Genomic DNA, 12,853 nt, shown 5'->3' on the forward strand with positions numbered 1-12,853 from the left:
GTATTAAAATTTAACTTGTAGGCCTAATCCTATCCAGCGCGTGGAAGGATCTTGGATATCGTTTTTCGATGCTGTATCGTAATCAGGATCGGAATATAATCCTTTTGACTTTTTCCACATCCACAGGTTATACCCTGTTAATGAAGCCGACAACTGACTGATTTTGGATGAATTAACCATCGGTGTAAAATCGTAAGACAAGCTCAGTGTTCTCAATTTGAAATAGGTACGATCGAATACGTTGGCAAATAATTTGCTTTCTTTTTCCGTTACTCTAGCGCGGTAGGGGTAGTTTTGCGCCCAACTTTGCCAGCTTACACTTCCTGTATGTGTTTTAAACACGCGGGTATCTGAAATAACATTCCCCTGTACATCGGTTACTAATTCACCTGAAACGAGATTCACCCCTTCAGGAACGAATACTGGATTTCCTGATTTGTATTCTTGATCTCTGTATTGAACCGATTCCGGGTGTTTACCGCCCCACCACATTTTTTCCACTACTTCAGAGCGCATTACACCGCCCCAAATACCGTCAATTCCAATGTTTAAGCCCCAGTTTTTATACTTAAAACTGTTGTTCCATCCCAAGGTCCATTTAGGGTCTCTATGTCCTAGATAAGTTGCTTGTTTATTCGCCGTTGGCATTCCTGTTTTCTCATCTAAAATCACTTTCCCATCAGGTGATTTCATCCATTCTGTTCCATAGTAAGCATCCACTCTATCGTTGAGTCTCAAATCACCAAACTGGGCTGCTCCTTCGTGAATCTTAGTCAGAAGTCGGGTTCGCGCACTCCAGTTAATTGCTGAATTCCATTGAAAATTGTCGTTCTTTACTACAGCTCCTGAAAGGGTAACCTCCCAACCATTTGTGGTGTATTCATTGCCGTTGACTTTCATATTATTAAACCCAGAAGCCTCTGAAACGGGATAATCGATAATAAAGTTTGAATCCAATACGCGGTAATAGGTCACGTCTAGGTTGAGGCGTTTTTTGTAAAATGCACTAGACAGTCCCACCTCAAAGGTTTTTGATTTTTCAGGAAGTAAGTATGGATTTAAAACCGCATTGGGATATTCAACCATTTGGTTCCCGTTAAACGACGGATTGACAGGCGAATAAGTTGATTGCAATTGATAAGGAGTTAAATCACTTGAAACATTCGCCCAAGATGTATAAACTTTCAAGTAGTCAATTTGATGGGGCATCTCGATCAAATTTGACACTACGACACTCAAAGAGGCAGAAGGGTAAAAATACGAACGTTGACTCTTAGCCAAAGCAGAAGACCAGTCGTTGCGACCTGCAAAACTCAAGAAAAACGCGTTATACAAATCAAATTCGATGGTTCCATAAACACTGTTTACTGCTTTTTTCTCAAGGTAATTCGTCGCCGTTACAGGTCCTTTTGAGTTTCCTAAGTTGTGTACCCCCGGCACGGTAAGTCCATCTGCTGCTGAATAGGCATTAGTCAAACGGTAATAACGAGAAGCAGCTCCAGCATTCACACTGATACCCAAGTTATCCGTAATGCTTTTGTTGTACATCGCCAAAAAATCGTAATCCACATCTAAGCGATCATTTTTATCTAAGCTATACCCTCCTTCTCTGGAAGCACTGTAGTTAAAATAGGATTTAGGACTTTGTAATTCGGTATTATTATTGGTAGAAATCATCGAAGCACGCCCTTGTAACACCAAGTCTTCGGAGACTTGATAGCTCAAGCTCAACTGTGCATTGGTTACATCTTTATTCCAAATTCGCTTAAAGTATTCTGAACCAAACCAAGGGTTGTTATACCAGGCATAATTGTAACTCGCCTGCTTATACCCTTCCATCCCTGGTGTCCATAAATTGTTTTTTAGATCGCGTCCATTGACATCATCTCCCATCCAAATTAAAATGGTATACATATGCCCACTTGGATTGTAGTCGTAGTTTGGAACATTAGGAGCGTGTACGCGACTATAAGATAACTTGGAATCCATGGTCAACTTATCTGTCAGCTTGGTGGTTGATTTAAAATTCAAACTTCCTCTGTACATGCTAGTGTTAGGCACGCGATCCTTGTTGTACGAAAAATCTCCACCCAAGCGGAACGATCCCTTTTCAGACTTATTTGTCACGGCAAAATTCGTACGTGAAATAATCCCGGTTTCCAAGAATTCTTTTAAGTTATCGTGGTATTCCCATGCAATAGGAACTCTTTCATAGCGCGACTTATCGTCGTATTGTGTTCCTTCTACGTTTCCGTACCACGGAATGACACTTCCCGTTGCTTTATCGCGAATCGGACTGTTCCACTGTGGAATTTTTACTCCTGCTTCAAATTTAGGCCCCCAAATCATATCTCCATCGCTAATTCCCCCATCTTTTCCGTCCCAGAATTCGTATTGCCCATTAGAACCACTTCCGTATTCATTTTGGGTTTTAGGAAATAACGTATAACCCGCACTAATCATCGTATTTTGAGAGACCTCAACCATAACTCCCTCTGTTTGCGCATTTTTTGTCGTAATCATAATCGCTCCATTACGCCCTAAGGATCCGTATAATACGGATGCACTAGTTCCTTTGAGCACGTTGATATTGGCGATATCTTCAGGAGATACATCGTAAAAATCAGTGGTAACAGGTATTCCGTCAATCACAATTAATGGATCTTTTCCCCTTAAAGAAAATTTAGGCGATTGCAACATCCCTGGTGGATTAGATACTTGAAGTCCTGCTACTTGACCACTCAACAAACTTCCCATATTAGGTGTGGCTACTTCTTGTACTTTTTTGACATCGATAGCTTGTGTGGCATAACCAATCTTCTTCTCCGCTTTTGTAATTCCTAAAGCGGTAATTACCACTTCGTCTAAAGACGCTTGCTCGGGTTGTAACACAAAAGTAAAGTCCGCTGTATTTTGCACCGCTTTCTCAGCGTTTTTGTACCCAATAAAAGAGACAATAATCCAGTCTTTCTCATCTACTGATAAGGTAAATTTTCCATTCAAATCGGTGGTTGTTCCACTTGTTGTTCCTTTAATCACAACAGAGGCCCCTGGCAACTCTAATCCCGCTTCATCTTGTACAACTCCTGTAATATTACGCTTTTGTTGCGCATAGGTCAGCGTAATACAAAACAAGAATACGGTATTCCAAAATAGTAATTGTTGTCTCATGATTCTTCTTTAATTTAGTTGAGACAAATATTGTATTTTAGACTTGCTAACGTATTACGCTAAAAATAAGAATCCTCAGATTTACTTTAACTTAGTATTAAGAATTAAAACAAAAAGAAACAATAAAATAACATCTTAGAACAACTCCTTCTATTTCAACTCAATATCTTATTTACACGAGGTATTTTTCGCTATAATTCGTTCTGATTCGAGCAATTTTTCTTAGGTATACTGTTTTTTTTAGGATAAAAATTAACGATTAATTGGTCAAAATTCACCCGTATTTTCTCCCTTGCTCCCAATGCATTTTAGTAATTTTGCACAAAAATCACATCCAAAATGAACGTAGTCAAACAAGTTGCAGTCATCTTTGGCTGCCTTGCCTTTGGTGAATTAATCATTTACCTTACAGACATCAAGCTTCCTTCTAGTATTATCGGTCTTATTACTTTGTGGATCCTCTTGCAAACAAAAGCAGTAAAAGTGGAGGCAATTCGAGACATTTCAGGTTTTTTAATGCGTAACATGGGTATTTTTTTCGTTCCACCTTGTGTGGCCATGCTCAATTACTTCGACCTGCTTAGTGCGTCCTTTATTCCTCTTCTCGTTGCTACTCTAATCAGTACCATCCTCGTAGTATTCACAACGGGATTAACCCATCAATTAGTAAGAAAACGCAAAAAATGAGCTTTTTATCCAACCCTACGTTTCTCCTGTTTTTAGTAGTGGCCCTATATGCTTTGGGACTCTCACTTACTGAAAAATACAAGTGGATTATTTTCAATCCCATTATTTTATCCACAGCCATATTAATCACTTACTTGGTTGTATTAGATATTCCTTATGCCAATTTTAGTCAGGCAGGACAATACATTGACTTTTTTCTAAAACCGTCAATTGTAGCCCTAGCGATTCCGTTATACCTCAACTGGCCCGTAATTAAAAAACAGCTAGTTCCCATTGTGTTGAGTCAACTTGCAGGATGTATCACGGGAATTGTATCTGTCATATTTTTGGCCTATTGGACAGGAGCCGAACGGGAGATTATCTATTCTTTGGTTCCTAAATCGGTCAGCACGCCTATTGCACTTGAGATTTCCAAAACCGTACACGGCATTCCGTCCATCACTGCGGCAGCGGTAATGATAGCGGGAATATTCGGCAGTATGATTGGCTTTCAGTTGCTCAGCATTACCCACATCAGCAACCCCATGTCACAGGGAATCGCACTGGGCACTTCCTCACATGCCATGGGTACGATGAAAGCCATGGAAATTAGTAATAAATACGGGGCTTTTGCAAGTGTAGGGATGATTTTTAACGGGATTTTGACGGCCATCTTAGCCCCGCTTATTTTGTCGTTCTTACTGCCTTTTTTGCAATAACTTGCTTTAGTTTTAAATTATTATTAAATTCAGACGGGAATCCAACTACGGTAATGCTTTTTGAGTAACTTTATAGAAAAAAATACTGCGATCTAAAAGATTGCGATCTAAAATCACTTCTATCGCACAAAACTGTAGATAGTATTCCGCTCAAACACATAAAATTGCAGAGTAAAAAAGAAAACTAAAACTAAGCCACTGAATATATGCTTCATAAAGCAAGAAAATACACGGACAACACCCATTTAGCAGACTCCTTAAAAATCACCCTCTCGGGTGTAATTCCCTTTTTACTATTTATGCCAAGTCAACAATTTGACTGGGCGTTTGCTATGGCTGTTGGAGCGTTACTGACCGCACCCGTCGATATTCCCAGTAATCTAAAAGACAAAATTAACGGTATTCTCGTCGGTGCACTACTCGTTCCATTCGTTACTTTACTGTTGTCCTTGACCCAAAATCATTGGTTTTTTTATCCGGTATTCATCTTTATAATCTTTAGTTTGAGTATGATCTCCGTTTATGGACATCGTGCCAATATGCTATCTTTTAGTGGATTATTAGCAGCAAGCTTGGGATTAGCCCATAGCTATCAAGGGATAGATTTGTGGTTACACGGTTTGTTTTTACTCCTAGGTGGATTGCTTTATTTAGTGGTTTCCCTGAGCTTTTACTTTATTCGTCCTCGCCGTTATGGCGTATTGCAAACTTCTGAATGTATGGACCTTACCGCCGAATACTTACAATATCGCGCGCAATTGTGGAATAAAGAAGCGGATGCTGATAAAATCGTAGAAGAACAACTCAATATTCAGATTAAACTCAATGAAGTACACGAGAATTTACGAGAGTTTTTGGTGCTCAATAAAGCCAATACAGGCAACTCATCCAATAACCGCCGCTTACTCGTGGCCTTCTCTACGCTGGTAGAAATCTTAGAAATTGCCGTTTCTACTTCTTTTGATCACAAAAAATTACACGAATTACTCGAGGACGATCCGACCATTATACGCGATTATCAGCAACTAGCAGAAGATTTTGCTACCACTATTAAAGAGATTAGCGACTCCCTCAACATGGGGTTAAACTATAAACCGAAATACGACTTTGACCGAAAATTATCGGCATTGCAAACCAAACTCAATGACTTTATCGCTACGAGTACTTCACCCAACAAAGTCGAAGCCGTCCTTCTATTTTCTAACGTTTTACACTATGCACAAAGCCAGATTGATAAAATACACATCTTAGAGCGCATCTTAACGGAAAAGGTTTTTAGCGATAACGTAGAAGATCGCTTTAAAGAATTGGAAAAATTCTTAACGCCTGTTCACTATCGTTGGGGAACATTAATTGAAAACTTAACGTTTAACTCCACTATATTTAGACATGCTACCCGCCTTACCCTGACGATTTTAGTTGGACTTATCATCAGTAACATCTTCAATCCGTTGAACGGATATTGGATTTTGTTGACCATTGTCGTGATCATGCGTCCTGGATATGGATTGACGAAAACCCGATCATTTGAGCGTGTAATCGGTACAGTACTAGGAGGCTTAATTGCCTTTGGCTTGTTGTTTCTCATCCAGGACAACCACACCATTATCGCCTATCTGACGATCTTAACGATGATTCTCGGCTATTGGTTTTCCCATACCGATTACAAAGTAGGTGTAACTTTTATTACCATGTATGTGGTATTGATTTACGCTATACTTACACCTAATTTTATGGATCTCTTGATTTACCGCGTAATTGATACTGTGATTGGTGCCCTCTTAGCCTTAAGCGCGAACTATCTCTTATGGCCTTCTTGGGAATTTTTAAATGTAAACGTTCACTTGTCGAAATCCATCAAAGCCAACCAAGATTACGTCAAGGAAATCAAAGAGATTTACAATCAAAAGAACGATCCAACCCTTGCTTATAAATTAGCGCGTAAATACGCTTTTATTGAAATTGGAAACTTAATGGCGTCTTTTCAACGCATGATTCAAGAACCGAAATCCAAACAGCGTTTGCGTTCGGAAATATATGAATTAGCGGTATTGAATCACACCTTCTTATCCACAGCGGCTTCTATTGGAGTGTATGTACAATCCCGTCATACGACCAAAGCATCAGAATCCTTTAATATGGTGATGAATTACATCGATAAAAACTTACAGCTAACCAATAATTTACTCAACAACACCCCTTCGGAAGAAGACCTCATCACTGCGGAAGACATCGAAAGTTTCCGTGTCAGTATGAGTTATTTGCAGAACATTAGAGAATACGAATTGAAAAAATCGTTTTCTGATGATGCGCAAATTAAAAATCTAATGGAAGAATCGACCATGGTTATCCAACAATTAACCTGGTTGGCCCATCTGTCCGAAAAAATCTTAAAGATCAGTAAAGTGATCCGAGATAAACGCGAGGAAATGCAACAGAAAAAAATAACATTAAATCCCACGGTATTATTCAAAAAAGGATAATTGCGCGGCGTGAATTTTCGACAACAAATTCTTTTTTATAGCTAAAAAAACGAGGAGGCTCTTTATTTATCAATTGATTTTAATGCGAAAAACCAATCAAAAACAGCGTAAAATCAGGAGTATTACTTCTATTTTTTTTAATAGTTAACAACTTTATGGTCAGATGCGAAAAATTGTCTTTTTTTTCGTATTTTGCAGTAACTAATCAATTTTGACGATGATAAATCCAACTAGACTTTTCGATATACCTTATTTCCAACAAGAGAATTTTCCTTTGGAAGATGCATTGGTGACCAAAGTGAATGGTGTTTGGGAAAGAACATCATCCGCTGACTATCTACAAAAGGCCAACTGTTTATCACGAGCTCTTTTGCGATTAGGCGTGCAAACCAATGATAAAATCGCTGTTATCTCGAGTAACAATCAAACCAAATGGAACTTATTGGACATTGGTATTTTACAAATTGGAGCACAAAACGTTCCCATATACCCAACCATTTCAGCGGAAGATTATCAATTTATATTGAGTCACTCAGAAGCGAGTTATTGTGTGGTTTCCGATCAAGAAATCTACGATAAGCTGATGACTGTCATCGATCAATTGCCGTTGATAAAAGCGGTTTACTCCTTCGGTAGCATAGCAGGCTGTAAACATTTGGATGAATTGTTTGCCCTAGGCGCAGATGAATCCAATCAGGAGATCGTAGAACAGCGCAAAGCCAATGTGACCCCTGATGATCTAGCAACCTTGATTTACACTTCGGGAACAACAGGAAAACCCAAAGGAGTTATGCTGTCACACAACAATATTTTATCTAATGTATTGGGCAGTAGTGAACGCGTACCATTCACAAGAGAACAACACTTTAAAGCACTGAGTTTCTTACCGCTATGTCACGTTTTTGAGCGTATGTTGATTTATTTGTATCAATATAGCGGTGTTCGCATTTACTATGCGGAATCTATTGATAAAATGGGGGATAACATGAAGGAAGTTAAACCCAATGTAATGACCGTTGTGCCTCGTTTACTAGAAAAAGTATACGACAAAATCTTCGCGACTGGATCTGCTTTAACTGGTATTAAAAAGAGTATATTTTTCTGGGCACTTGAGCTTGGATTCAAATACGAACCATATAACCGCGGTGCTTTTTACAATTTCCAATTGGGTATTGCCCGCAAATTGGTCTTCAAAAAATGGCAAGAAGCCTTGGGCGGTGAAATGAAAATCATCGTTTCAGGAAGTGCGGCCTTACAACCGAGGCTATCACGTGTATTTAATGCAGCAGGGATTCCTGTAATGGAAGGCTATGGTTTAACTGAAACCTCTCCTGTAATTGCGGTAAACGACGCAAGAAACAGATCTATGAAGATTGGAACAGTGGGAAAACCCCTGAGCAATGTCATAGTGAAAATTGCAGAAGACGGTGAAATTATCTGTAAAGGCCCCAATATTATGTTGGGCTATTACAAAGATGAAGAGCGCACCAAAGAAGAGCTAAAAGACGGTTATTTCCATACGGGAGACATCGGTACCATTGATGAAGAAGGCTTCTTAAAGATCACAGATCGCAAAAAAGAAATGTTCAAAACCTCTGGTGGTAAATACGTCGCTCCTCAACTCATTGAAAACACGCTGAAACAATCGCGCTTCATCGAACAAATTATGGTCATTGGCGAGGGTGAAAAAATGCCAGCAGCATTGATTCAACCCAATTTTGACTTCGTGAGAGAATGGGCCAAGCGCAAACATATCAATATTGGAACCACCAATGAAGAACTCATTCAAAACGAGCAAGTTCGCAAACGTATCGAAAAAGAAGTGGAATACGTCAACCGTAAATTTGGCAAATGGGAACAAGTGAAAAAATTTGAACTTACTCCTGATGTTTGGAGTATTGACAATGGTCAACTTACCCCTACTTTAAAACTGAAACGAAGAGTTATTTTAGAAATCTACAAAGATTTATACGAGAAGATTTATAGAGACTAAAAAAGGAAGCCAATCGGCTTCCTTTTGTTTTATTCCTTTTAGTATTTCTTACTCACAAAAGGGAATTTGTCTGTACGACCACTCCCAACCTTTTACTTTTCACTTCCTACTAAAGCGTTCTGATGGTGCTCAACGTGATAAATAGCATTATAAGCCATTTCTTTCAACGTGATTAAACCTAAGAGTGGGTGTGGAATTTGCAAGCTTTCGAAGTCGTTTGTATTCATTTGCACAAGGGCGTCATTTAGTTTGCCAATTAAAGCTGTTAACTGCTGTTTTAATGCCTCTTTTGAGGGCATTTCTCCGGCAGGCGGTACAAACTGTTCCGGTGCCTTTCCTCCCGCCGCTAGTTGCTGCAAATAAATCGCCTTTAACTCCTCATAGGTTTTGTTGATTCGTTCTACTCGACCAAACTTTTCTTCAATCGTTTTTATCGGTTGCATATACACATAAACCAACGGTTGTACACATAACACCAAGTGATGAAGGTGTTGGGCAGCACTCCATTTTCCTGATGGGTGATAGAGATACTCCTCCTCTGTCATTTCACTCACGCGTTGAACAAAAGCTAAATATTTCAGTTCGAGTTGTTCTTTTATTTCTTGTTGATTCATAGATTCTTTATTTTTTGTTGGTTTATCGATCTTGCTTACCTATCTCTTCTATACAGTGGTAGTAGCAACAAGTGAATACACCATAGGAATTTTATCGCCTAAATGTTCAATTCTATACTTGTTGGGCTCAAATTCTATCGTATGGGAAAAACACGCATAAGGCGAATAATCAAACTCTTGAAACTGTTTGATAGATAATCCATTTTGAAGTAAACTACTTACCACCTCACTTAGGCTGTGATTCCAACACACATAGGATTGGGTAATATCCGCTGTTTTATCCGCATAGGTTCCGCTTTGTGTTTCGACAATAGCTTCTCGATTAAAATAGTTATACCCAACTTTTTGAAAATCATCATCAAACATCCAAACTACAGGGTGAAACTCAACAAAGATAAATTTTCCTCCAGGTTTTAAAAATGTTTGAATTACCTGTGCCCATTTGTCCATATCAGGCAACCATCCAATCACTCCATAACTGCTATAAACCACATCAAATTTTTCATTTAAATGGTTGGGCAAATCATAGACATCACAACATATAAATTGGGCCGATGACCCAGTTTCTTCTGCTAGTTGTTTTGCATTTCTAATGGCTTCATCCGATAAATCGACACCTGTTACTTCAGCACCAAGTCGACTTAAAGAGATAGTATCTTGCCCAAAGTGACATTGTAAATGCAAAATCTTTTGCCCTTTACAATCGCCTAATAAACTGAGTTCAATCTCATTTAAAGAGCTCTTTCCTTTCTTGAATCCTTCTACATCATAAAATTCTGATTCTACATGGGCCTGCGTACGGTTATTCCATGAATTACGATTAATCTCTATATAGTTGAATTCTGGTTTCATCTTTTTGCTTTTTGTTTGTTATTCGTTGCGATTTGTTGTTTACTTTTTAATTAATTCAATCGCCTTTTCTAACAACTCATCTCGTTGTTCACGTACGCCTTGAATTGTTCTTTTCACCTCGATATCTGGTACAATACCAATGCGTTGCGTTTGTTCTCCATTGGGATAATACACGCCTAATCCTGAAATAATCGTTCCTAAACCTCCAGGTAGTACTACCTGCGAAGCATTACCATCCGCCCCAGCCGTTTGACTCCCAATTACAGTTACATTTTTTCCTGCACGAAAAGCCATTGCCGTATATTCCGCTGAACTTTGCGTGCGGGCATCTACCAAAACAATCACTTTGCCATTATACGGCTCAGCATCTGGTTTAATCCAAAGGCTCTCCCCAAACACAATTTCCCCTGGATTATTGTAATTCGGTTGGCTAAATTTTACAAAAGGAGTTGGTTGCTCTACAAAATAGCTCCCTAGCGTAAAAGGCGTAAAGGCATTGGGATAATTTCGAATATCTATCACAATCCCTTTGGTGTTTCTAAACGCTTTTTTAATCGATTCAACATCATTATCTTGAATACTTCCCAACGTCACATAGCCAATCTCTTGGTCTAAAAAGCGATAACTCGGTTCTCCTGGTATCGTTTTAAACCAGCCATACGAATTGATTTTACTTTTTGGAAACATCGGTACAATACCTTTTTTTTCTTGATTATCTTTCGTCAAATAGGTAATTGTTACCTGATCTTCTTTGGTACGCAAAATATTAAATAAACTAATATCTCTCAATTGAGCACTGCGATTAGAAGCAGGATGATAAGGAGAAATACTATCTAAAATAGAGGTAATACTTCGATGATTAAGATGTGTGATGCGATCTCCAGGTTCAATTTTAAGGTTTTCCAACAATTCTGGATTGTAAATTTCAGTTACTACTAACTGGTCTTCAATAAATTCAACGCGAAAAGGGGCATAATTACTCCCTCTCATTTTTTGTAATTCCTTACTTCCTTGCCATAAATCTGAGTGCGTATCGTTTACTTCTGCAATCAACTGAACTGTGGCTATTTCATAAGCCAATCGATTTTTAGCTTCAATAAACGGCTGAATATGAGCGGCTAAAACAGTTTCCCAGTCGTTATCCGTTATATGGCGATTGGGCATATAGTATTGCATCACGTTCCAAAAGCGATACAAGGTCAACAAGCGAAATCCCGCATCTGGATATTCCATTTGTTCATAACTCAATTCATTTGTCAATACAGCATTGCCAATCTTAGGAGAACCTGTTACATAATAGTGATCTCCTTGGGTTCGATTTGCATAGATATAGCTAATTTTACTTTGCAACTCATTCGAGAGGTTATACGTCTCCATCCAATTGAGATTCGGCTTTAAAAGAGCCGTTTTTGAAGTTTCTTTACACGTTTCACACAGTTTAACCATCCCCAATTGTTCTATCCACTGTACAAGCAATGCATCGCGTTGTGCAGGGGAGGTTACCTGTAGATAGTTTGGTAAAAAGCGAAATAGTTCATAATCCCAATTGTAATTTCCTTGAGCAATAGCAGGATGATGATATTTCAAAAAACCCCACACTCTTCCCAAGAGCGCTAAATTATCGATTTGCTTCTTGTCTAGCGTTGGAAAAACAACAGCAGATCCCGTATCAAAGGCTTTATCCTCTTGAGCAGGATAGTTGATTTCAAACACTTCAGCGGCTACAACATCCTGACCGTCGATCGTTACCTTAAAATCGTCTAACCAAACCGTTCCGCTCCCCATTACCTGAGTAGCCACCACAATTTGCTGGGTTTGTCTAGGTTGTAAATCCACCTCAACTTCATACTTTGTCCATGCTGTTGACCCCGTTATCAATTCCGGTAGTCTTACATATGCTAACATGGGGCTTACCTCAATACTCGGTGTTAACTTAAGTGTAGCATCGCCCTTCGTCTTAATATAAGCAGAGAATACCAACTTTTCCCCCTTATAATTTGGTAAAACCTTAGCTACCATGGTCATTGGATTCGCTTGATCTGTTGCTGGTATAGTAATACGCAAAGAAGACTTTCCTTCCTTATATTCCTCAAAATCTTGAATAGCCGTAAAAGTACTCGCACTATTTACCTGCCAACCGACAGGCTGTCCCGCTTCAAAGGTTTCAAAATTGTAATTTGGATGTGTTTCTTGTGACCAAGAACCCCAGGTCAACCCACAAAAAGCTATAACAGTGTAAAGCTTGGTCTTAACTATAAACATAAGGCTATAATTCGTCTTTTGATTGTTTGCTAAACATACAAAAAACAAATTAATATTTTGCAGATTACTTATTTTTTCGTCAGCGGTCAACCG

General features: G+C 38.9%; 8 protein-coding genes. 4 read left to right on the forward strand and 4 right to left on the reverse strand.

Annotation, left to right across the window (positions count from 1 at the left end; all coding sequences use genetic code 11):
• Window positions 1-3 precede the first annotated feature (3 nt).
• The gene (locus H4K35_RS04295) at window positions 4-3,171 is read right to left on the reverse strand and encodes a SusC/RagA family TonB-linked outer membrane protein (protein WP_182626153.1); all 3,168 of its coding nucleotides are present in this window, start codon (window positions 3,169-3,171) and stop codon (window positions 4-6) included.
• Window positions 3,172-3,510: 339 nt separating this feature from the next.
• On the opposite strand from H4K35_RS04295, the gene H4K35_RS04300 reads away from it, so the two are divergent.
• The 4 genes from H4K35_RS04300 (at window position 3,511) to H4K35_RS04315 (ending at window position 9,032) form a co-directional block, all read left to right on the forward strand.
• Complete coding sequence (locus tag H4K35_RS04300) at window positions 3,511-3,858, forward strand: CidA/LrgA family protein (protein WP_182626154.1); 348 nt, start codon at window positions 3,511-3,513, stop codon at window positions 3,856-3,858.
• Window positions 3,855-4,556 carry an LrgB family protein gene (locus H4K35_RS04305; protein WP_182626155.1) on the forward strand — a complete coding sequence of 234 codons (702 nt, stop codon included), beginning with the start codon at window positions 3,855-3,857 and terminating at the stop codon, window positions 4,554-4,556. Before H4K35_RS04300 ends, H4K35_RS04305 begins: the two co-directional genes overlap by 4 nt.
• 206 nt (window positions 4,557-4,762) lie before the next feature.
• Window positions 4,763-7,039, forward strand: a complete 2,277-nt coding sequence (locus tag H4K35_RS04310; RefSeq protein WP_182626156.1) for an FUSC family membrane protein — start codon at window positions 4,763-4,765, stop codon at window positions 7,037-7,039.
• A gap of 217 nt (window positions 7,040-7,256) precedes the next feature.
• Window positions 7,257-9,032 carry a long-chain fatty acid--CoA ligase gene (locus H4K35_RS04315; RefSeq protein WP_182626157.1) on the forward strand — a complete coding sequence of 592 codons (1,776 nt, stop codon included), beginning with the start codon at window positions 7,257-7,259 and terminating at the stop codon, window positions 9,030-9,032.
• A gap of 92 nt (window positions 9,033-9,124) precedes the next feature.
• Here the strand turns inward: H4K35_RS04315 and H4K35_RS04320 are convergent, their stop codons facing one another.
• Genes H4K35_RS04320 through H4K35_RS04330 form a run of 3 tightly spaced genes read right to left on the reverse strand, consistent with a single transcriptional unit; the run spans window position 9,125 to window position 12,760 of the window.
• Window positions 9,125-9,646, reverse strand: a complete 522-nt coding sequence (locus tag H4K35_RS04320; protein WP_182626158.1) for a DinB family protein — start codon at window positions 9,644-9,646, stop codon at window positions 9,125-9,127.
• 48 nt (window positions 9,647-9,694) lie between these two features.
• Window positions 9,695-10,498: a class I SAM-dependent methyltransferase gene (locus H4K35_RS04325; RefSeq protein ID WP_182626159.1), complete on the reverse strand. Its 804-nt coding sequence runs from the start codon at window positions 10,496-10,498 to the stop codon at window positions 9,695-9,697.
• Between the two features lie 39 nt (window positions 10,499-10,537).
• Window positions 10,538-12,760, reverse strand: a complete 2,223-nt coding sequence (locus H4K35_RS04330; protein WP_182626160.1) for a S41 family peptidase — start codon at window positions 12,758-12,760, stop codon at window positions 10,538-10,540.
• Window positions 12,761-12,853 lie beyond the last annotated feature (93 nt).

The organism is Myroides sp. NP-2, assembly GCF_014145665.1.
Lineage (GTDB): Bacteria > Bacteroidota > Bacteroidia > Flavobacteriales > Flavobacteriaceae > Flavobacterium.

Coding starts and splice junctions, on each gene's coding strand:
- H4K35_RS04295 (WP_182626153.1), bottom strand. CDS start 3,171: ATGAGACAACAATTACTATTTTGGAATACCGTATTCTTGTTTTGTATT.
- H4K35_RS04300 (WP_182626154.1), top strand. CDS start 3,511: ATGAACGTAGTCAAACAAGTTGCAGTCATCTTTGGCTGCCTTGCCTTT.
- H4K35_RS04305 (WP_182626155.1), top strand. CDS start 3,855: ATGAGCTTTTTATCCAACCCTACGTTTCTCCTGTTTTTAGTAGTGGCC.
- H4K35_RS04310 (WP_182626156.1), top strand. CDS start 4,763: ATGCTTCATAAAGCAAGAAAATACACGGACAACACCCATTTAGCAGAC.
- H4K35_RS04315 (WP_182626157.1), top strand. CDS start 7,257: ATGATAAATCCAACTAGACTTTTCGATATACCTTATTTCCAACAAGAG.
- H4K35_RS04320 (WP_182626158.1), bottom strand. CDS start 9,646: ATGAATCAACAAGAAATAAAAGAACAACTCGAACTGAAATATTTAGCT.
- H4K35_RS04325 (WP_182626159.1), bottom strand. CDS start 10,498: ATGAAACCAGAATTCAACTATATAGAGATTAATCGTAATTCATGGAAT.
- H4K35_RS04330 (WP_182626160.1), bottom strand. CDS start 12,760: ATGTTTATAGTTAAGACCAAGCTTTACACTGTTATAGCTTTTTGTGGG.